The organism is Aureispira sp. CCB-E, assembly GCF_031326345.1.
Classification (GTDB): Bacteria; Bacteroidota; Bacteroidia; order Chitinophagales; family Saprospiraceae; genus Aureispira.
In genome coordinates, this window is sequence record NZ_CP133671.1 from 6149205 (window position 1) to 6173408 (window position 24204).

13 protein-coding genes are annotated in these 24204 nt (G+C 36.2%); 12 read left to right on the forward strand and 1 reads right to left on the reverse strand.

The features are described from left to right. Window positions 1–121: 121 nt before the first annotated feature. On the reverse strand, window positions 122–3016 hold the full coding sequence (gcvP, locus tag QP953_RS23905) for an aminomethyl-transferring glycine dehydrogenase (RefSeq protein ID WP_309553182.1): 2895 nt from the start codon (window positions 3014–3016) through the stop codon (window positions 122–124). Between the two features lie 353 nt (window positions 3017–3369). Here gcvP and QP953_RS23910 point away from each other — a divergent pair, with 353 nt between their 5' ends. From QP953_RS23910 to QP953_RS23965, 12 genes are all read left to right on the forward strand, one after another. Further along, complete coding sequence (locus QP953_RS23910) at window positions 3370–3669, forward strand: hypothetical protein (protein ID WP_156039635.1); 300 nt, start codon at window positions 3370–3372, stop codon at window positions 3667–3669. A 491-nt stretch (window positions 3670–4160) separates the two neighbouring features. Beyond that, on the forward strand, window positions 4161–5702 hold the full coding sequence (locus tag QP953_RS23915) for an efflux RND transporter periplasmic adaptor subunit (RefSeq protein WP_081909441.1): 1542 nt from the start codon (window positions 4161–4163) through the stop codon (window positions 5700–5702). 80 nt (window positions 5703–5782) lie between these two features. Beyond that, complete coding sequence (locus tag QP953_RS23920; protein WP_309553183.1) at window positions 5783–8881, forward strand: efflux RND transporter permease subunit; 3099 nt, start codon at window positions 5783–5785, stop codon at window positions 8879–8881. Then, window positions 8874–10064, forward strand: a complete 1191-nt coding sequence (locus tag QP953_RS23925) for a TolC family protein (protein ID WP_309553184.1) — start codon at window positions 8874–8876, stop codon at window positions 10062–10064. The genes QP953_RS23920 and QP953_RS23925 overlap by 8 nt, the downstream gene beginning before the upstream one ends. Window positions 10065–10254: 190 nt before the next feature. After that, window positions 10255–13641 carry a hypothetical protein gene (locus tag QP953_RS23930; RefSeq protein WP_309553185.1) on the forward strand — a complete coding sequence of 1129 codons (3387 nt, stop codon included), beginning with the start codon at window positions 10255–10257 and terminating at the stop codon, window positions 13639–13641. Window positions 13642–13904: 263 nt separating this feature from the next. Further along, complete coding sequence (locus tag QP953_RS23935) at window positions 13905–17195, forward strand: hypothetical protein (RefSeq protein ID WP_309553186.1); 3291 nt, start codon at window positions 13905–13907, stop codon at window positions 17193–17195. A 401-nt stretch (window positions 17196–17596) separates the two neighbouring features. Next, window positions 17597–18682: a hypothetical protein gene (locus tag QP953_RS23940; protein ID WP_052592824.1), complete on the forward strand. Its 1086-nt coding sequence runs from the start codon at window positions 17597–17599 to the stop codon at window positions 18680–18682. A gap of 353 nt (window positions 18683–19035) precedes the next feature. Then, complete coding sequence (locus tag QP953_RS23945) at window positions 19036–20772, forward strand: T9SS type A sorting domain-containing protein (RefSeq protein WP_309553187.1); 1737 nt, start codon at window positions 19036–19038, stop codon at window positions 20770–20772. 268 nt (window positions 20773–21040) lie between these two features. After that, window positions 21041–21559 carry a flavodoxin gene (locus tag QP953_RS23950; RefSeq protein ID WP_052592820.1) on the forward strand — a complete coding sequence of 173 codons (519 nt, stop codon included), beginning with the start codon at window positions 21041–21043 and terminating at the stop codon, window positions 21557–21559. A 144-nt stretch (window positions 21560–21703) separates the two neighbouring features. Then, window positions 21704–22714: an NAD(P)/FAD-dependent oxidoreductase gene (locus tag QP953_RS23955; RefSeq protein ID WP_052592818.1), complete on the forward strand. Its 1011-nt coding sequence runs from the start codon at window positions 21704–21706 to the stop codon at window positions 22712–22714. A gap of 216 nt (window positions 22715–22930) precedes the next feature. Further along, the gene (gene hscB, locus QP953_RS23960; RefSeq protein WP_309553188.1) at window positions 22931–23449 is read left to right on the forward strand and encodes a Fe-S protein assembly co-chaperone HscB; all 519 of its coding nucleotides are present in this window, start codon (window positions 22931–22933) and stop codon (window positions 23447–23449) included. Window positions 23450–23711: 262 nt separating this feature from the next. Beyond that, on the forward strand, window positions 23712–24161 hold the full coding sequence (locus QP953_RS23965) for a hypothetical protein (protein WP_052592815.1): 450 nt from the start codon (window positions 23712–23714) through the stop codon (window positions 24159–24161). The last annotated feature ends 43 nt before the right edge of the window (window positions 24162–24204 follow it).

The window sequence follows — 24204 nt, forward strand, 5'->3', positions numbered from 1 at the left end:
AAAAAGTGTTAACTCGTTGCATCTACAAACTGCTTTTTATCTCCATATTAAGCCTATATTAAAAAAGCTGATAATTGTATGACACAACTACCAGCTCATTATCTTTTATCTTAAAATAAGACTACGCTTCTACCTCTTCGTACATTTCCATTGGAGGACAAGCACAAATTAAATTTTTATCGCCATAGGCATTATTAACCCGCCCTATTTGTGGCCAAAACTTGTTCGTTCTTAAATAAGGCAACGGGAATACTGCTTTTTCGACACTGTATGGTCGATCCCACTCAGAACTTACAACAACTGTTTGTTTGTGAGGGGCATTATGCAATACATTATTTTGAGCATCCGCTTTGCCTGTTGCAATTTCATCAATTTCTTTGCGAATTTCTAACAAGGCATCACAAAAACGATCTAGTTCTGCTTGATCTTCTGATTCGGTGGGTTCTATCATAATAGTCCCCGCAACAGGGAACGACATAGTTGGAGCATGGAAACCATAATCCATCAAACGCTTAGCAACATCTTCAGCAGATACCCCTACTGCTTTAAAATTACGCAAATCAATAATTAATTCATGCGCAGCACGTCCTTGCTCTCCTGTATACAAAACATCGTATTCCGTCTCTAATTTTGCTTTGATATAATTGGCATTTAAAATAGCATATTCGGTAGCTGCTTTACAACCCGTACGCCCCAATAATCGAATATATCCATAAGAAATCAGCAAAATGCTAGCAGAGCCCCAAGGTGCTGCCGAAACGGCATGTGACCCTTGACTCCCTCCAACCATACGGAAAGCATGCTTGGGTAAGAATGGCGCTAAACTTTCGTTCACACAAATAGGTCCCATTCCTGGTCCTCCCCCGCCATGAGGGATTGCAAAAGTCTTGTGTAAATTTAGGTGACAAACATCTGCCCCGATCTCTCCTGGAGAAGTTAACCCTACTTGTGCATTCATATTCGCTCCATCCATATAAACCTTTCCTCCAAATTTGTGGATCAAGGCGCACACTTCTTTGATATTTGCTTCAAAAACACCATGTGTTGAAGGATAAGTAACCATCAAAGCAGCTAAATTATCTTTGTACTTTTCGGCTTTTTCGGCTAAGTCATTAATATCCAAATTTCCTCGCTCATCGCATTTTGTTACAACCACTTTCATTCCTGCCAAAACTGCAGAAGCAGGATTTGTTCCATGTGCAGAAGATGGAATTAGAGCAATATTTCGATGCCCTTCTCCCCTTGACTTATGATAAGCACGAATGGCTAACAAACCAGAGTATTCTCCCTGTGCACCAGAATTGGACATCAACGAACAAGCATCAAATCCTGTGATAACACACAAGTAATCTTCTAATTCATTAATCAGCTGTTCGTAGCCCTTTGTTTGACTGCTTGGAGCAAACGGATGTATATCTGAAAATTCAGGCCAAGACACAGGAAACATTTCTGTCGCTGCATTTAGCTTCATCGTACAAGAGCCCAAAGAAATCATCGAGTGCACCAATGACAAATCTTTATTTTCTAACATCTTGATGTAACGCATCAACTGACTTTCTGAATGATACGTATTAAATGTTGGGTGTGTCAAATAAGCCGTTGTTCGTACTAAGTCAGCAGGGATTTTTACGGTTAAATCTTTGTATTTATTTACCAACTGTTCTATTGAAACATCAGCTGCTCCTTTCAACTCTGCAAAAACATTTATAATTTCTGCTACAGCACGAATGTCAACAACTTCATTCAACGAAATTTGAACAGATTGCTCATCAGCATAGTAGAAATTCATTTTAGCTGCCAAAGCCGCATCTTTAATTTTTCCTCTTTGAGTAGGATCAATCTCTATTTTTATTGTATCAAAATAATAGCTGTTTAACTGTTTGTACCCCAATCGTTGTAATTCCAAATCTAAGATTTGTGTTAACGTATGCATACGCCCAGCAATTGCTTTGATACCATCAGGACCATGATAAACCGCATACATACTTGCCATAACAGCCAACAAAGCCTGCGCTGTACAAATATTAGAGGTTGCCTTATCGCGTCGAATATGTTGCTCTCTTGTTTGCAAAGCCATTCGCAAAGCACGATCTCCACTACTGTCTATAGATACCCCAATAATCCGCCCAGGAATTTGGCGTTTAAAATCATCCTTTGTTGCAAAGTAAGCAGCGTGAGGACCACCAAAGCCCATTGGCACACCAAAACGCTGTGTATTTCCAACCACAGCATCTGCCCCCCATTCTCCTGGAGGTGTCAACAATGCCAAACTCATTAAGTCCGCAGCTACAATAGTATGTATTTTATTGGCTTGCGCTTTTTCTACAATTGCCTTATAGTCAACCACCTCCCCGTTTAAGTCAGGATATTGTAATAATATAGCAAATGTTTTATCTGTTATCTCAAAAGTATCTGTTAGAACGACCTCAATATCCAATGGTTCAGCCCTTGCATAAATAACATCCAAGGTTTGAGGGTATATTTTTTTAGAAACTAAGATTTGATTGGCCAAATCTCCTTTTGCACGCTTGTTTTTATTGTTATAAAACATGTACATAGCCTCTGCCGCAGCAGTTCCTTCGTCCAACAAAGAAGCATTTGCTATTGGCAAACCTGTTAAATCACTCACCATAGTTTGGAAATTCAACAATGCTTCCAAACGACCTTGTGCTATTTCTGCTTGATAAGGCGTATAAGGAGTATACCAACCAGGATTCTGAAAAACGTTTCTTAAAATAGCAGGAGGTGTAATCGTTGGGTAATATCCCAAACCAATGTATGATTTAAACACCTTGTTCTTGGCGGCTACTTCTTTAAGCATGTTCAAGTAATCAAACTCTGACATAGCTTCAGGAAGATTTAACTCTTTTTTATAACGAATATTAGACGGAACCGTTTCCTCTATTAGTTGCTCTAAAGAGTCTACACCAATAGTTGCTAACATATCTTTTAATGCTTCTTTATTGGGGCCCAGATGACGATTCACAAAACGATCAGGATGCTGAATATCAAACATTTCCGACAAACTTTTTTAGATAAAAAATACAAGTTGATTGATACAACTCTTTTGTTAATTTGCTTCGCTCTTATAGCGAGGTCTTGTATTCTATTATGAGTACACAAGGTACTACTTTTTAGATTCAAAAGTTAAGTAGATTGAAAAATTATTTACACCTTAATAAAAAGAAGTGTATATTTCCAATCACTAATTTTGCCTTGAAACAAAAAAAAGCAGATTCAGTTGTTGATTTGAGCATCATTTTTGTTTATCTTAGCTGTATGAAACATTTTCTATTGATAATATATAGTGTTTATTTTACTTGTTTAATGGTTGTGCCTTGCAATCACACCTTGCTATATACTAAAGTCATGGAAAATATAGTAGGCATAGACATGCACGAAAAATGTACCCATACAACGGTTGTGACCAATGAAAATCACCACCACCACGATGAAGGTTCTAACCACCATCACGCTTGTACTCCTTTTTGTGCTTGTGGCATTAGTCATTTTATACTAAACATCCCTAGCTTCCAAGCTATTGACGCCTCTAATCTCCCATTTAATGGCAACACACAAAATTTAGAACCAACAGAATGGGCAATGCCTACCGACAATTACAAACAACTCCTCTCTAAAGACATTTGGCATCCTCCCCAAGTAGTCTAACAGCAATTCCAATAATTAATACACTATACACTAACTAGGAAATATTTCAAGTAGAGAACATCCCAATTACGCCTCAAAACGAGGTTGTTAATTCGGTTTTGTCATGCTACTTGTCGTCTATAATCTCACTTGTATACTTCTTATCAAACAACATAGAAGGAGATAAGTTATTGTGTATTTATCCATGGAGTTTGCTGCTATCCAACTCACAATGTTGTACTCTATTTTCCTCTAAGTTTGATTGTAAAAACCTTGAAGGACTCGTATCTAGTCGTAAATGTTCACTAAAACTAGACTTATGCGTTATCCTCCAAGCCTTAATAACAACAATCGAGGAATAATGCAACAAAGTATAATACTAACATACAATTATTAAAAATAACACTTTGGGCTACCAATTGTGCTAGTCATCTGCTACTGTACTACATCGTCATCAGATTACAAATTGGGCAACATCAGGTATTTCAAAGTGTCAAAATATCATTTATAACATGAAATTATTCATCCTGCTACTAATGGTAGCTAGCTGGTTATTCATAACAGGTTGCCATTCTCACGATCATGAAGGACATGATCATGATCACAGTGGTCACAACCACGATGCACACGAAGGGCATAATCATGGACCAGAATTAGAGGTCATCACCTATACATTATGGGAAGGCAACACCGAATTATTTGTTGAGTTTGCGCCTTTCATTATAAATAAAACCAACTCTATACGAGTCATTTTAACAACCCTAGATGGTTTTCAGCCGCTTTCATCAGAACTAAGTATCCATATTAATAATGGTCCAAAGTTACCCAGTCAAAGCATCTCTAAAGGTATCTATGAAGCACAATTGAGTTTTTCGAACGCTGGTCAACACAAACTAATCTTTGTTGTTGGCAAAGAAGGAAACAAACGCTCTTTGGTTCTTAATAACATCCCTGTATTCGAAAACGAAGAAGCCGCTTTTCAAGGAACGCATCCCAATGCAGACCCGACAGGAAGTATTAGCTATCAACGTCAAGAAGCATGGAATAATTTATTTGATGTGGAAACGGTTCAACAAAGACCTGTTGGAAATGTCGTTCACACCTCAGGGATTATAGAACCTTCTACCACTGATTTATCGACATTGGTTGCCAAACGAGATGGAGTTGTCAATATTCGCAAAAAAAATCTAACCTCTGGTACAGCAGTCCGCTCAGGAGAATTGCTTTTTACAGTGACAGGAAAGGGAATCATGGAGGATGACTTAGAGATGAATTTTATAAAAGCACAATCGAATCTTGATCGCCAAAAAGCCAACTTGGATCGCAAAAAGAAGCTTATGGACGATAATATTATTGGTCAAAAAGAATACGATCAAGCTTTAAATGAATACGAATTGGCGCAAGCAGAGTTTGACAACATTAAGAAATTATTCAACAAAGGAGAAAAACGCCATTTGGTGACCACTTCTACCACAGGCTTTGTATCTCAATTATTGGTACAAGAAGGGCAATTTGTCAAAGCAGGACAGCCTCTTGCCTCCATTCTTAAAACAAGTCGAGTGCAAATTAAAGTAGATGTCTCCCCACGTTATCGTTCGTTATTACCCACCATCGTAGATGCTAATTTTGTCAATCCTTATACCGATAGAGCTTATTCAATGTCTGACTTGGAGGGGAAAGTTATTTCCTTTGGTCGAATGACCAGCCATGCAGAAGGACATTACATTCCACTATATTTTGAGATTAACAATCATCCTGATTTATCTCCAGGAGCTATGGTGGAAGTTTTTTTAATGACACAAGCCAATACCAAGCGCCTAACGGTTCCTGTCTCTGCTGTCCTCGAAGAAATGGGAAGCTATGTAACTTTTGTTCAAAAGAGTGCTGAAAGTTATGAGAAGCAAGTGGTAGAAATTGGTGTTAATGACGGTAAAGTAGTCGAAATTTTATCTGGACTATCTCTTAACGACAAAGTAGTTACCAAAGGTGCTTTGCAAGTAAAATTAGCCTCTATGGCTGGAACGGTGGATCCACACGCTGGTCACAATCACTAACCATCATAAACGCGGCAACAGAAACTAAGGAACAATCCATGGGGTATGCTGCCACGTTCTCAACAATAAATCAAAATTAGATGTTAAATATAATTATAAAAAATGCGCTGCACAATCGAGCTGTTGTGTTGGTCATCGCAGTCTTGCTAATGTTAGCAGGTGCTTGGGTTACCACACAGGTAGATGTAGACGTATTTCCTGACTTAACTGCTCCGACTGTAACGGTCATGACAGAAGCGCATGGCATGTCTGCCGAAGAAATGGAACGATTGGTTACATTCAAACTAGAAACCGCCTTAAATGGTGCCCCCAATGTTCGACGCATTCGCTCGACTTCTTCCTCTGAACTTTCTAGTGTTATTGTAGAATTTGATTGGGGAACGGATATTTATCGTGCTCGGCAAATTGTCAACGAGCGTCTTGGAACCGTACAATCTGATTTGCCAGACAAGGTCAAAACACCAGTCATGGCACCAATCGCCTCTATTATGGGAGAAATTCAGATGATCGGTATGTCTTCCGACTCTCTATCTGGAATTGAAATGAATACCTTAGCCAATTGGTATATCAAGCCTCGTTTATTGGCCGTTGAAGGTGTTGCCAAAGTTATTATTTATGGAGGTCAAGAAAAAGAGTATCAAGTATTGGCTTCTCCTGCCAAAATGAAGTTGCATCATGTTTCTTTAGAAGAACTATACCAAGCAATTGAACAATTAAATCACAATGCCTCTGGTGGTTATTTAGAACAGTATGGCAAGCAATATTTAATCTCTGGCAAAGGTAGAATTCGCTCTATTCAGGAGATCGAAGAAGCCTTTGTTAAAATGGAAGGAGAAGTAGCTATCCGTGTTGGAGACTTGGCTGATGTCAAAATTGGAGGCGCCCCCAAGTTAGGAAATGCTTCGATCAATGGTCAAGATGCGTTAACCTTAACCATCCTAAAACAACCTAGTGCCAACACCCTAAAATTAACTCAAGAAATTGACAAAACAGTCCAAGAGATTGCCAAAAATTTGCCTACCTCTGTTGAGTTAAACCCAGCACTATTCAAACAAGGGGATTTTATCGAAAATTCTATTAATAACTTACAGCGTGTTTTATTGGAAGGTATTTTCTTTGTTATTTTAGTCCTCTTCTTGTTTTTAATGGAATGGCGAACGACCTTGATTTCCGTTATTACCATTCCTCTATCGCTACTCACAAGTATTTTAGTATTATACTGGACAGGTTTTTCTATTAACACCATGACTTTGGGTGGTTTGGCTATCGCCGTTGGTGTATTGGTAGACGATGCTATTGTGGATGTTGAGAATGTTTATAAACGGCTGCGTCAAAATGCCATCTTGCCCATTGATCAACAACGCAGTAAACTAACGATTATCTATGAAGCGACATTTGAAGTCCGGTCTTCTATTCTGAATTCTTCTTTGATTATTATTGCTTCTTTCTTGCCCTTGTTCTTCCTTAGTGGAGTTGAAGGACGTCTTTTACAGCCTTTAGGGATCGCTTTTTTAATCGTTATTGTCGTTTCTTTATTGGTAGCAGTTGCCATTACACCTGCCCTATGTAGTGTCTTACTCAAAACAGATGCCCAAGCAGAGGAAACAGAAACACAAAAAATCAACTACAATATTGTTATTCGCAGCTTAATGCGTCTGTATAACAAGGTTTTGAAGCTAAGCTTAAACCGTTCTTATGTTGTATTAGGAGTTGCATTTGTTTTGTTGGTTATTTCTATTGTTACAATGTCTAGTTTAGGTCGTTCCTTTTTGCCTGATTTCAATGAGGGCTCTTTGACCATCTCTGTAGTAGTACCTCCTGAAACGTCTTTAACAGAAACCAATAAAATTGGAACAAAAGTAGAACAACTATTATTAGAAATACCAGAAGTAGACTTGGTAGGTCGCCGTACTGGTCGTGCATCAATGGATGAGCATGCTCAAAGTCATTATGCCTCTGAAATTGAGGTTCCTTTAAATATGAAGGAGCGTTCTAAAAGTGAAGTATTGGCAGATATTCGTGCCAAAATTGGGGCACTACCTGGAGTCACCATTAACATTGGTCAACCCATCTCACATCGAATCGACCACATGATTTCTGGTACTCGTTCTAATGTTGCTATTAAGTTATTTGGAGAGGATTTAACCAAAATGTTCCAAATTGGCAATGAGATCAAACAGAACATTAGTTCTATTGATGGAATTGTGGATGTTAACTTGGATCAAAAGACAGAAATTCCTCACATTTATATCTATCCTAAACATGAAATGTTAGCTCGTAGTGGCATTAGTATAGAGCAATTTGCCAATTTTATTGACATGGCTATTGGTGGAAAAACAGTAGTCCAAGTATACGAAAATCAGCGTAGCTTTAATTTAAAATTGCGTTTGGAAGAAAAAGCAAGGGACAAAATCGAAAAACTAGAGCACCTCTTGATTGAGAACTTTGAAGGGGATAAAATTCCTTTTGGTAAAGTAGCTCGAATTGTATCCAACAGTAGTCCTGAGCGCATTAGTCGAGAAAATGTACACCGAAAACTAGTCATTGCCACGAATGTTGCCAACCGAGATTTAAAAAGTGCTGTAGAAGAAATTCAAGCTACCATCGCTCAAAATGTACAGCTCCCCGAAGGTTATCACCTAGAATATGGTGGTCAGTTTGAGAACGAGCAAAAAGCAACGAGTATGCTCTTGTTAACTTCCTTGTTTTCTTTAGTTATTATTTTCTTCCTCATCTTACGAGAATTCAAAGAATTCTGGCTGTCTATTATTATTCTCACCAACCTACCTTTGGCTTTAATTGGAGGAATTTTTATGATTTATTTTGATTCTGGAATTATCTCTATTGCCAGTACCATTGGTTTTATTAGTTTATTTGGAATTGCAACCAGAAATGGAATGTTACTCATTTCAAGGTATCAAGTTTTGTTAGAAGAAGGCAAATCGCTAAAAAAAGCCATTGTAGAAGGCTCCTTGGATCGACTCAACCCTATTTTAATGACAGCTACTACGACTGGACTGGCTCTAATTCCTTTGATCTTAGCTGGAGGGCAGGCAGGAAATGAAATCCAAAGCCCTATGGCTGTTGTCATAGTAGGGGGACTTGTTTCTTCTACCCTACTCAACTTAGTAGTCGTTCCTTGTACTTTTTATTTACTAAAACAAAAAACACATGCATAGATTTATTTTGATAACAACACTCTTTGTCATAATGTGTTGGCGTTTAAATGCGCAAAGAGTTATTAGCTTAGAAGAAGCAATCGAACAAGTCAAAACACAACATCCAACGATCTTGCAACAAGATTTATATATCCAACAACAGCGCATCTTGAAAGATGCAGGCAAAAATCAGCCTTTCTTAAGTTTGGGGTATAGCATGGAAGAACTTGGTGCTGCTGGAACTGGTGTGCATGCCCTTTATGCACAACAAGATTTCAACATGCCTCAGGTTGCCAAACGAAAATCAGTGTATCAAGAAGCGCTCGCGCAAACAGGCGAATGGCAAAAGGTTGCGACCCAAAAACAACTGGAGCGATCGGTTGCTGCTTTGTATCAGCAATTGTTATTTTTAAAAAGTCAAGAAGGGCTTAACAAAGAATTGTTGATCGTTTATGATAAAATCGAAACCATTGCCAAAAAACGAGCAAAAGTTGGCGAAACTGGAGCAATTCCGTTGATCACAACACAATCTGCCAAACAACAAATTGAATGGCAACAAATGAATTTGGAACAAGACTATACCAACCAATTGATTTTGCTTCAACAAATATTAATGGATAGCTCCATCATTGACGTAGCTGACACTTCATTAACTCCTTCCTCGTCGAGGATTGCGCCAATCAATTTGGACAAACATCCTTTGGTCGAGCAAATCCATCAAAGTAAACTAGCAAATGATTTGCAGAGTGAAGTAATTGAAAGTCAATTACTACCTCAATTATCAACAGGCATCCAACTACAAGTAGCAGAGGGAACATTTCCTAACTTTGGAGGTCAAATTGGTTTGAATGTTCCTTTATTTGCCAAAGGGATTAAGGCACAGGTTCAAGCTAATACCTTAAATAGTAGAATGCTAGAACAACGCAAAGTTTGGCAATTACAACAATTGCAAAGTCAGCAAAAAATAGCGGTACAAAACATTCGGTTATTAACCAAGCAACTAAGCTACTTTGAAACGGTTTTGCTGCCAACATTACAACAACAACAAGCTCTCAATCAACAGGCATTCTCTATTGGAGAATTAGATTATTTGAATGTCCTTCAAGGTTTGGAGCAAATTATAGAAGTTAAAAGGCGTTACCTACAACTTGTTTTGCAATTGAATTTGGCATGGGTAGATTATAATTATTTATTAGAGTCATAACACTTAATTGCCTCTATTCTAAGACTCCAAAAAGTAGACAATAGCCCACTAAAAGTAATATCAAAAGAATGCTTTTAAGTGGGCTATTTTGTAATAACGTTCTACAAAAACTAGCTTTTCTACCAATTCTTAAGTACATTTAAAGTACCTTAATCAAACACTATATAAACTGCTGTTGAACGGAACGACAATGCCCAATCAATTACATTTTTACACAAAGTACAGCAAAGAAAAAATCAAAATATCCGACAAGCCGATGGCTAGTGGTGGTGAAGGGGCTATCTATGCCATTGCAAGTCCTCGTTCTTACCGACATTTGGTGGCTAAAATTTTCTACCCCAACAAACGAACAAAAGAACGGGAACAAAAAATGCAATACCTGTTAGAGCATCCGCCAATTCACTTTGCCAAAGGACAACATTCGTCTATTGGATGGGTACAAGATCTAGTGTACAAAGACAACCGATTTTTGGGTATTTTATTAATAAAAATAGCAGGAAAAAAGCTCACCAAGCTAACCTTAGCCAAACTACCTCGCCGTGCAGATAAAGCTTGGCAACGTTTTTCGTTTCAAGATCCCAATGCACTTCAACTCCGTTTGCGTACTTGCTTTAATTTGGCGGTTGCTATTTATCAAATTCACAAAAGTGAACAATATGTCTTGGTAGATTTAAAACCAGACAATATCTTGATGCAACCCAATGGTTTATTGGCAATTGTAGATATGGATTCGGTTGAAGTCATCAAAGATGGCAAAACAATTTTTTCGGCTCCAGTGGCTACTCCAGAATACACTCCACCAGAACACTATACCAATCCTCGAACAACAATTCATGAGACATGGGATCGGTTTAGTTTGGGCGTTATTTTTTATCAGTTGCTTTTGGGGTTGCATCCCTTTGCTGCGTCCTGCCATCCTCCTTATGATAATTTAGTAGGTCTCCACGACAAAATTCAACATCATTTATATGTTCATAATGCTGATAAAAAAGCATCTTTTAAAGTTATTCCTCCCCCACATCAACATTATCATCAGCTGCCTATTCCTGTACAGCAGTTGTTTCAAGCTTGTTTTGAGAATGGGGCAAAAAATCCTTTTGATAGACCGAGTGCGCTGGATTGGTGTAGTACCTTAGCAGAATTATTAGAATTGCCTTTTGATATTGCTGCGGATAAGGTTCCTAAAATCGACATTCCACCTTCTGATTTGTATTTTGAACCAGCCAACTATGTACCTGCCCTCGATTTAAATTTAGATTATACCCCCTTAGATATTCGCATTCCCTCCCTCCCTCCTATCAAAGAGGGACTGTCCAATTCCTTGGCGCATCAATATCCTAAAATAGGACTCAATACGCAGAATCGTGCCTATGACTTGCTTTTGAAAGCATATCAACAAAGCATACAGTTGCAACGCAACAAATTAATGATGGGCTTGCTGCTTTTGTGTGTTCTATCAGGAATTATCTATTTTTTTCAAGGATTGTTGTTAATAGGGTTAATTCTATTTTGCGTTATCTCTATTCACTTTTTCTTTGTCAAGAATCACGATATCATTCAAGCTGTAGGCAAAACGGTATCATCCAAAATAAACCACAACTTATACGTTGAGCACGATGCTTTATTGCGAACAAAAAAACAACAAGAGCTTCAACATCAACAGCAAGTCGTAAAATTGCATGAGAAACAAAAAATGTTGGAGCAGTATCTTCAACAAATACAACATACTCAAAATCTTGTGGAGCCAATCAAAATAGGTTTGATCAAACAAGAAAAAATAAAACAAGAAGTAGCACAATTTAATCACTGGATCAAGAGTATATTAAAACCAATTTTGGAAAAGGCTAGACAACAAGAGTGGAGTCAAAAAGATGCAATTAGAAAGCAATTTGTCAAACAATTTAAACAAATCAAATCAACGGGGCGTCAATTGGAAAAAGACAATACCCATCATCAATTTAAGAGCAAAAAAAGGATTGATCTTTTAAAGAAGGAATTAGAACAACTCAACGCTGAAAAATCCGTTAGTGCCCAACAGTTAGACGAAGATTATACGCAAAAAATAAAGCAAATTCACGTTGATTCGTTTTCTCAATTCAAAACCCATTGCGATGCTATTAATCAACAACTTGCACAAGACCTAAAATCACTCCAACAGGATTTACATCCTATTGCGTTTAATCATCCTAAGTATGCTTCTTATACACAGCAACAGAAAATACTTTTGTCAAAATTGCACAAACAGATGAAAAAACACCTAATTACTAAAGAAAAAGTACTAAAAGCAGCTAAGAAGAAAGTCGGCAGTAAGTTTAACTCTCAATACAAACCTGCCTTAAGATTACTGGCAACACCCTTGGATGGAACGGCGCTTAATTTTGCTTTGTTCGAATATCAAAAACAGTATCAAAAAATTCAAGCAGCCATTTCAAAATTGGGGCTTTCCATTCCGTCCGTTAATGCCATTCTATTAGCTAGTGCTTATAATACTCAAACATCAACACCTATTGTCATTGAAAAAGCCAGCTTGGGACATACTACCAATTATACGCTGCGTCATCGCCAAAAAAAAATAAAATCACATTACGATAGTATGATGCGTGCTTTTGATGCTGTACACAAAGCTCTTGATTGGTTACTCCAGTATCCTCCACTATCTGAAGATAGTGGATTCATGGAACATTGGGTCGATTCTGTAAAAGAACATCTACTAACGATAGAAATAGATCTTGAACAATACACAGAGCTCCAAATGGCTTTCTTCTCAGCGGCAAAAATTTTTCAAACGACTACCATGATGGAAAGTTACCTTTATCATCAACAAGCCATTGACGAATTAAAAGCAGCTTATGAAGCTAACTTAAACAAAGTCGTAGAGAATTTGCTTCCTCAAGAAACTATTAACAGAGCAAAACAAGAAAAAAAATTACAAGATGAATGTTCACAAGCATTGAATGCATACAGTCAATCTTGGTTACAAGAAAAAGAAACTTCTATTCAAACTCTAACACAAGCATATCAAGAGGCTCAACAAAAGCTACAAAAAGATTGGGAAGTTAAAAACGAACAATTGCACCAACAGTTGATACAAGAACAACAGCATTGGGAACAATTAGAAAAGGATTATAACGACAAGCAAGAAGCGCTCAATCAAGAAGAAACACTACTTATTAAACAATATGAAGAAGATTTAATAGCTGTTCAATCCAAATCTGAAGCTGTTTATGACAAATACAAACAAGCTTATGACAAAGAATACGCTTCCCTTGAACAAGCATTTCATCAATATGCTCATAGCCATCAAAATACCATTCACCATATTAAAAATCATAAGAAAGAATACAAAAAAGGCCTAGTAAATCTTGATAAATTCAAACAACAACAGGTACAACTAGAAAAATTAGGTCGTGCGCTTACCTCTATAGAACACAAAACGCTGCACACAGAGGAAGAAAAAATTAAAATAGAGACATTGATACAATGGAAAGAAAGTTATCGAACCAAAATTTACATTAAAGACCTGTTGTTCAACCGCCTAGAACAGCTAGACGACAAGCAAACCGATTACAAGTCATAAGATTGAAACAGGCGTATTGAGCAAAAAACTGTTTTTTGTGTATTCTATGCCTCATTACTGCGTGCCAGTCGCAATGAATTAGGCAACATCGCCAAAACCCAACAAAACACTCATAATCAATCAAATAAAAGATAAATCTCTATATTTTCATCAAAAAACTAAAAAATCCGTGTAGTATTAATTATCTATCCTTTATATTTAAAGAATAAATCCCTACTCTGTGCCTTTACACCTACAACGAATCATGAACGAATAGAATCCTAATGTCTAACAAACTACACTTTTATACTAAATATAGTAAGGAGAAAATAAAAATTTCTGACAAGCCTTTTGCCAGTGGTGGAGAGGGAGCAATTTATGCCATTGCTAGCCCAAGAACGTATAGTTATATGGTTGCTAAAATCTACTATCCTGAAAAACGTACAGCAGAACGGGAGGCAAAGATGCAGTATTTGATGCAGCACCCTCCGATTACATTTAGTAAAAATCAAGCTCCTTCTATTGGTTGGGTGCAAGATTTAGTGTATAAAGACAAGCAATTTATTGGTATTTTGTTGCTAAAAATAGAAGGCAAAAAGCTCACAAAATTAACATTATCCAAGCTTCCTCGCAAAGCCGATAAGGCTTGGCAACGGTTTGCATTTCAGCAACCCAATGCTCTCAAACTTAGATTGCGCACTTGCTTTAATCTAGCCGTTGTTATTCATCAAATTCATGCAAGCGGTCAATATGTCTTGGTAGATCTAAAACCAGATAATATTTTGATGCAACCCAATGGTTTGTTGGCAGTTGTAGATATGGATTCGGTTGAAGTCATCAAAGATGGCAAAGCAATTTTTTCGGCTCCTGTAGCAACGCCCGAATATACACCTCCAGAGCATTATAAAGGACCTAGAGGAACCATCTTAGAAACTTGGGATTATTTTAGTTTGGGCGTTATTTTTTATCAATTATTATTAGGCTTACATCCTTTTGCTGCCTCTTGTCATTCTCCTTATGAAAATCTAGTTGGTCTTAATGACAAAATTGAGAATGATTTGTATGTGCATCATAGCCAAAAGCAATCATTTTTTAAAGTAATCCCTCCTCCTCATAAGCAATTCCTCCACATACCTAAAGAGGTACAAGAGTTGTTTCAAAATTGCTTCGAATATGGTGCCCAAGACCCTTCGTTTCGTCCTTCGCCAGCAGATTGGTGCAATACCTTGGCAGATTTACTAAAATTACCCTTTACTAAAATTCCTAAGAATACCATTCCACCATCTAATTTATATTTTACCCCCAATAGCTTACTGAATCGATTATCCATTGCACTTCCTGCTTTGCCAGCAACTCAATATCCCAACAAGGGGATTACATCTGCTGATATCAGCCTTCCTACTCCAACATTACAAAAGAATGTATTGCTTCAAGAGTTACAAGAAGCCTATAAACAACGCCTTCATAGTCACCGAGAATTCTTACTTCAGTCTATATTAGTCAGCATCATTCTTGGCGTTTTACTATTTACATATCCTATGTTTTTTGTTTTTGCCTTAGCACTATTGCTTATTATTGCCCCGCAACTTTTTTTAACTAAGTTTCGCCATGGCATTGATCACATTGGCAAGGTTATTATTTCTCCGTCAACCTATCAACGTTTAAAGATTGATGATAAAAGCCCACTTACCAACAAAACCATAGCCTCTACTCAAAAATTAGTAAGCACATTAGTAGATCAAAAACAACAAGCTCTAATAAAGCAAAAAAACAAGTTAAACAATAAGTCGGAAAAAAAAGTGCAGAAAGAATTGGATTTAATTCAACAGCATCTCTCTAAACGAACTGATTTAGAACAACAAATTACTCAACTTAAAACTTGGACTCAAACAATACAAAAAGACATAGAATCGGCACGAGAAAAAGAGCTAGAAGCTTACAAAGTAGCCAATAAGACATTTTTAGAGAAACTAAAAAAACAACCAGCTTTTAATAAATATGAATTTAAGTCTTTTATTTCGTTGAGAATTAAAATACAACAAGCCATTAGTGCGATTAAAGGGAAAATATCAATTCATGAAAAACCTTTGATGCATCTTGAGACAGAACAGCAAAGAGAATTACAAAAGCTTAAAGATGTAAATTTCGAGTCTACAGTTAATTCGCATTATAAAAAACTCAAAACAAAAGCGGCAAAAGAATTAGAGCGTTTCAAATCCCAAATAACAAATAACCAAATCAATCAACGCAAAGAATTTTGGGTTTTTATACAACAAAAAAATAGCATTAAAAATAAGAGCCATCAGCAACAGCAGAAATTAAAATATCAGTTTAACAAAATAGTAGATAAAACAAGAAAGGAACTAGGTTTAAATTCTAAATCAGAACTAAATAGTTATATTGATTTATTAAGTAATCTACATTCAGCCGAGGAGTTTGAATTTGCTCCCAAAGAAGTAAAAAAACGATTTGATGTATTCTTAGAAAAAATCAATGCTTTTAATATTGACCCACTTTTTTCTAAGGAGCTATTCCATTTGCTAACACAAGAACTTCCTAAAGTAAATTTTGACACCCCACAAAAAGTAAAAAATCTATCCGATTTGGTCGACCTAAAGCTAAATATGGTCAATACATGGGAAATTAACCAATCTAAATTGGAAGCACTTGACCAAGCCTTGGATAAATTAGCCAACCAACCAGAAATCTTAAATGATCCTATAGAATTGGCTTTTTGGGTCAAAACAAGACAAGAACAACTCAATGATATTATCTTCAACTTACAACAATATTGCGAGATTCAAGAGGTTTTCTATGGCGACCCTATTATTTTTAGATTAAAAAATCGTTTAGAAAAATATCAAGAACAAGTTAATGAGATAGAGCAAGAAACAGAACGTCTCAACATGGTGTGTGAGGAGAAAATCAAAGCTTTAGAAAAAGAAAATATTGATTTAATTAACGCCCAAAAGAAACTAGAGCAAGAAAAAGCTGAACAAGAAAAATTAATTCTAGCAAAAGAAAAAGAACTGAACCAAAAAATTGATGAACAGATACATCTGTACAGACAATCTTTAGAAAAAGAACAAAATGACAACATAGAAAAGCTTCTAAAAAAGCAAACTAAGGAGCTTACTACCTTAAAAAAAGAGCAGAACAAACTACATACGAACCTGATTTCTAAGCTAGAAACAGCCGAACAAGAATTAGAACAACTAGACCAACTACATAATCAATTCAAAATATCGATCGATGCCATTCGAACTAAGGCGGAATTGGTCTATCAACCTAATCAATTGATTGCAACAGAAAAATGCAACGCTATTAATGATTTGGCTAGTGACATTCGAGGAGAATATTCAAGAATTTCTGAATTGATTAAGAAAAATGGCGCTGCGTATAAAACTTTACTTAATCGTTCGCTAAAATATCAAAAACAAATTGATGAATTGGCACAGTTGCAAGAAGAAAAAATTAGAATTGATACCTTATCTGAATGGCAAAAAAAACACACGTCTAAAACTTATCTCAAAGACTTATTATTTAACACATTAGAACAATTCGAAAACAATTGACACGTGTTATTTACTTCCAAATGCCTTAGCATTGCTTTATCACCTTAATAGGTTCATTTCAAACAATTTGAACTATAAAGCAATAGAAAAATCAAAATAATATTGTATTTTCACAAACAATCCATCTCAATAGTTAGCTGCGCTGCTACTACGTGGTACTTCATGAGTGCTGCGCAGTTGATAATCAATAAATTATAATTTCAGCGCATTTTGAGATAAGGTTTTAATTATCAACTAAGTATGAATGTGCTTTTTTATCTTTTTGGTAACTAAGCTTGTGATCTCACGAGCCTAGCGAGCTAAAAAAGTAAAAAGAACTACAGCGAACCATACAACTTTATGCTTGGTAATCGTTACTATCACTACACAGAATACCTCTTTTAAACTCTCAACTATCCATCATGCTGTGTAAAAAATCGCTGGTATTATTTTTTTGCAGTTGGTTTTGTACGTTTTTTGGTGCAAATGCCACTACTTATGTCGGTCAAAATATTGATCAAAATACAACTTGGACAAAAGCCAATAGCCCTTATGTTGTCACAACTGATTTATTGGTTGAAAAAGACATCACTTTAACCATTCAAGCAGGAACTAAGATTTTCTTTTCGAAAGAAACTCAAATCATTGTTAGTGGTAATTTGGTAGCAAAGGGAAGCAAAAATCAAAAAATATATTTTGTAGGATTAAATGGCTCCGATTGGAATGGCTTTTTATTTACCAAAGAGTGTAATGATTATACCCCGGATACAAAAGAAGGAGTTTGTTTTATCTATTGTTCGTTCAAGGGCACTGGTAATGCTCCTACGCATTTGATTCGATCGAAAGGTTGCAATATCAATCTTGTTAATTGTACTATTGAGCATTGTTATACTGCAATTCAAACCGAACGGCAAGCAGAAATTTGGGTTAAAAAATCTTGTTTCAAACATTGTAATAGAGTTTTAAATGTTCGAAATACAAGTCTAGCAACAGTTGTACAAAATAAAATGACAAGCTGCAATTCTATTATGTTGGGTGGCACAACTACTTTCAAAAATAATACATTAAAAAAATTCACAGGTAATGGTCGACATTCTGGGCTTGTTGTTTGGATGCTGGGAGGTGGCATTGTTGACATTAGCCACAACCAATTTATAAAATTTGAAGACTACGCCATCAAGTTGCACAAAATGAATAAACGTTCCTCTTTTTTGGTCGCCAACAATGATTTTAAACACAATAAAACCAATTTAAAACTCTCCTGTAAATATTACAATCAAGGCACTTCTTTGGTTGAGAACAATAACTTTTACAACCACAAAAAATATCATATTAAGTTGTTTGAACCTTGTGCAGATGAAGCGACAGAAGTTTTAAAAATTGGCTCCAACTATTGGGGAAAACTATCTGAAGAAGAGATAAAAACAGCTGTTTTTGATAAACACCAGAATGAAAATATAAGCGCAGAAATCCAACTTGAAGCTTTTCCTAAGAAAATAATACACTAATCCCCTCCTTTCTAACAAAACCATAACAAACTCATTTCTATAGCACTTACGCAACAAAAATACTTCTACATTCGTTAAAAAGGAGGCTTTGCTTTCTTTCTCTCCAACCCATTTAAGCTACAAAAAACTGACTATCAAAGAAGTATTCTCAAAAACGTTTTACAAGCACTATAACTTGCAACCAATTAGTTAACTGAAAGTCACAGAGTTATTCAATAAAAAAATCAGAATTCATTGAACAATTCTCAAAAATTAGTAGTCCATTTACAAAATTCTACGTATATTTAATATCGAATGTCTTTTTTGATGTTCTCAGCAAATAAAATGTCCTCCTAAATTAAACAATATAATATATGAATTTAAAAAAATTTACACTTAGTAGCCTGTTCGCAGCAAGTGCTTTGCTTGCATTCCCTCTACAGGCTCAACATTCCAACGAGTTCTACAACAATGGTGCTTTGGTGCACATCGAAGCTGGTGCTGAGGTACATGTTTGGGGAGACGTTCATATGCGTCAATCCTCTGGTGTGTTAGAAAATAATGGTTTGTTGAAAACACAAGGAAATATGTACTCCGATGAACTCTTCCAACAAAGAGGAACAGGAACTACATTGATTGAAAATAGTGATGTTAACGTTGGCGAGCGCCAATTTATTTCGGGGAGTTATGCCGTACGTGGTGGAACATCTCAAATTGGGGTCAACGATGGTTCTTTTTATAATTTAGAACTCAACAATGACCAAGGTATTGTTTATTTGGTCAATAGTGGTGCAGGGGCTACTCCTCAATATGTTGCAGATGTTAGAGGTTCTGTCAACTTTGATCCTCAAGGCTTAGGTCCTACAAATGCAACGAGCATTGTCACTAGCGATATTGGAATGGTTGGCGCCATCACATATCCAGCTAATGGGTCTGCTTATACTGCTGAGTTTGGTATGATGAACCTTGCAGCTGGTCAAGGAAATTACATCAACGATACATGGCATCAAACTGGAGGGGACAACATGTCTGTTCAAGACAATGGTTATATCATTGGCAAACACCGTCGTGCAATTAACCCTGCTGGTGGAACCTATGGTTACTTTATTGGTTTAGAGCCAGGAGCACCTGTTGCTAACAATGGTACAAACAGAGGTTTTCAGTATGTGCACTTTGTATTTGGTGCTAATAACTATGACGTTTTATCTGGCTATTTTGAAGCAGGTAGCCCTAACAATACTATGGGAGCCGCTACAGAATGTAGTGGTTACGATATGAATGATTTTTGGGGCGACCGTCATGGAGAATGGATGTTTGATGATATTAATAATGTAACTAATGGTGGAGAATATGAAATCCGTGTTTGGCCACAAGATCCAACAACGCCTTGGACGGGTACCGTTTGGACAATATCGAAAGATGATGTTTTTGCTTATCCTGCTCCAAATCCATTACACAATGACTGTGGTCCTGCTCCTACCAACTTAAAAAGAACAGGATTTGAAGACTTTTCTGCTTTTGGTGTACTTTCTGGAATTGTTATTCTCGAGTCTCAGATTACAGATTTAATCGCTACTCCTATTAATAATAGATTTATAAAAGTAGATTGGGCAACAAGCAAAGAGGTTAATGTTGATCATTTTGTCATCGAAAGAAGTACTGATGATGCCAACTTTATTCCAATTACTACGCATACAGCTGTCGGCAATAGCCAAATCACTCAAAACTATTCTATTAATGACATTGCGGTACTACCGAATATCAATTATTATTATCGAGTAAAAACTGTCAATGTTGATGGTACTTCCGAATATACACATTCTGTAGTTGCAGCATTAACCAAAGATGGTAATGTTCAAACCGTTAATCTATTCCCTAATCCAATTTCTGACGGTGATGCCACACTAGAAATTGTTTCTACAATTGATAAAGAGTCTTCTATTACTGTTTATGATGCAATTGGACAATTAATTTTATCCAAAGAAATTAATGTACAACAAGGTTTGAATACCTATTCTATCAAAACAAATGACTGGCCAAGTGGCATTTACTATGTACACATCAACAGCGCACAATCTTCTACTGTCAAGGAATTAATCAAAACAGAATAAGATAAAAGTAAAATATTACTCATTGCTACTTTTTAGCAATTCTAAAAAGCTACTTCAATCAAATGAAGTGGCTTTTTTTATGATTTATAATCTTCTATTACATTTCTTTAGCCCTCTATTTAGATTAAATCCAATTAAATGCATAGAGATGCTTTTTTTTATATTTTTTTACCGACATTTGCTCTCTAATTTAATAGAGCTTATCCTTATGAAAGCATTAATTTGCGATAAGCCCTAGTAATGTTACAGAACAAGGAATCATTTACTTATGAAGAAAATAGGTCTTTTTTGGGGTTCTGACACAGGAATGACAGAAGAAATTGTAAATATATTGGTTGACTCTATAGGACAAGATCAAGTTGACAGCATCAATGTTTTTAATGCTTCGATAGAGCAGTTTGCTGCTTACGACACCTTAATATTAGGTTTATCTACTTGGTATGACGGAGAACTGCAAAGCGATTGGGATGAGTTTTTTGAACAGTTCCAACAAGTTGATTTTAGTGGAAAAACCGTTGCCCTATTTGGGTTAGGAGATCAAGAGGGATATGCTGAGTTTTTTATTGATGGTGTAGGTATTATCGGTAAGGTTGTCCAACAAAATGGTGGAACAATTGTTGGGAAATGGAGTACCAAAGGATATGATTACGAAGCGTCCAAAGCTGTTGTAGAAGAGGGCTTCTTTATGGGATTAGCTATTGATGAGGACAATCAACCTCAACAGACAGATGAACGCTTAGAGCAGTGGATTGCACAATTAAAAGAAGAAGGTTTGTTAGATTCTTAACAATCGATTTCTTAAAATTCAAGAGTTTACTATTTTTGGGTTGTCTAACAACTATTGTGACCAAAAGAATCCTTCAAAAAAGTATATAAAATTTAAAATTTAGCTTTGAGTAAAAGCTTTTTGCCAAATCAAAAATGTATAAAAATGATAGAAACAGACATCATTATCGTTGGCGCCGGGCCTTGTGGTTTGTTCACTGTATTTGAAGCAGGTTTGCTCAAACTAAAATGCCATTTAATTGACTCTTTGCCTCAGCCAGGAGGACAATTAACAGAGATTTACCCCAAAAAACCAATCTACGATATTCCAGGTTTTCCAGACATATTAGCTGGTGACTTAGTAGATAACCTGATGAAGCAAATTGAACCATTCAAGCCTGGTTTTACCTTAGGGGAACGAGCAGAAACTATTGAAAAGTTAGAAGATGGGCGATTCTGTATGACATCTAGCAAAGGAACAAAACTGATTGCTCCTGTTATTGCTATTGCTGGGGGATTGGGCTGTTTTGAACCTCGCAAACCTCCTATTGGAAATATTACAGATTTTGAAGATAAAGGTGTAGAATATATCATCAAAGAACCTGAACTATACCGTGACAAAAAGATTGTTATTGCAGGTGGTGGTGACTCTGCCTTAGATTGGACTATTTTCTTGTCAGAAGTGGCATCAGAAGTGACTATTGTGCATCGTCGCAAAGCATTTAGAGGAGCGTTGGATTCTGTAGAAAAAGTAGAACAATTGGCCGCAGCTGGCAAAATCAAGCTACTCACAGAAGCTCAGGTAGTTGGTCTTAATGGTAATGGTCGATTGAACGAAGTGACAATCAAGCACAAAGTAGATGGGGAATTTACTCAAAACGTAGATCACTTTATCCCTCTATTTGGGTTGAGTCCTAAGCTAGGTCCTATTGCCGACTGGGGTTTAAATATTAGCCGTTCAGCTATTGAGGTAAATACATTTGATTACAGTACCAACATTCCTGGGATTTATGCAATTGGCGATGTCAATACCTATCCAGGAAAACTAAAGTTAATTCTTTGTGGTTTCCATGAAGGAACCTTAATGGTGCAATCTGCTTTTAAGCATATTTATCCAGATAAAAAAGTACAGTTCAAATATACTACTGTTAACGGAGTCAATGGATTTGAATCATAAACCATTCTAGGCTCTTTTTTATGCTCAATCCGGTTTCTAAAATGCAAACGGATTGAGCATTATTTTTTAGATTTACTAAGTAAACTCATCACTCCGTTCCAAAATCGTTTAAACCTGAAAATCAACTGCGAAGCACTTATATATAATAACAGGAAGTACGAGTAAGCTTTAAAGGAGCTGCTCACAAAATAATTAACGGAGTATTACACACTAATTATGAACTATTTTGAATTTTATAACCTCCCTATTTCTTTTCAATTAGATGCAGAAGCTTTGCGTCGTCAATTTTTAAAATTAAGCAAAAAATATCATCCTGATTTTTATACTTTAGAATCAGAAGAAAAACAAGAAGAAATCTTAGCCTTATCCACCCTCAACAACGAGGCTTATAAATTATTAAAAGATCAGGAAAAACGAATCAAATATGTTCTTGAACTTAAAGGCTTGTTAGGCAAAGAGATAAAAACAAACTTACCGCAATCTTTTTTGTTGGAAATGATGGATATTAACGAACGTGTTATGGATTTGCAATTCGATTACGATGCGTCCATACATCAAGCGATACAAACGGAGGTAGAGGAAAAAGAAAAAGAACTCCTTGAGCAGGTACAGCCGATTTTTGATACTTATAATGATACAACTGCAACACCACAACAACTAGAGCAAATCAGAGATTATTACTTGCAAAATCGTTACCTTAAAAGGCTTAAGGAAAATATGCAAAAATTGGTTTAATATTGTCTCCAAAGCGTCGTTTTATCTTTTGAAATGTTATATTTATGATATGTTTTCAAAATTAGTACTTAACTGCGTTATTACTGCGTAGTTGTGGATTCTATGCTTGCGATCACAAAAACAAAAAAAGCCTTCATAAACACTTGACTATCAAAATCAAAACTAAAATCATCTTATTGATAATCAATTACGAAGCATTCATAGAATAAATGAATATAATTTCTCCGCAAAGTATTATCACCATTAGACCAACTACTTTATTATGAACTTTTTTAACATTTCAAAAAACTTACTATTAGTATTTCTTTCTTTGGCAACCTGTTCTTTTTTTTCTAGTTGTGGCAATGATTTGGATTTGACGAATTATAAAGAAAAGTTAATTGGAGAATGGGAATTGAAAAATGTTGGAGACTTGCAAATGTTTTATCAGAATAGACCTTTCTTGCTCAAAAATGCTAGCATGACATTCAACTCCAACGGTACCTTGCAAACAAAAATGCAAAGTAGCAGTAATTCAACTACTTGGATTGTAGAAGAAGCAACTTGGTCGGTTACTCAATCTAGTCGAAAAGTTCTTAACAACGTAGGTGAAACACTTACTATAAAATCAAATACAGGGCCTTTTGATGATAATATTGCTATTGAATTTACAGATGAACGCACGTTCTACTTAACACTCAACGACTTAGAATATCAATTCATCAAAATATAAGGTAACTCCTTTGACCAATTAAAAGGCTTATGCAACCATTTAC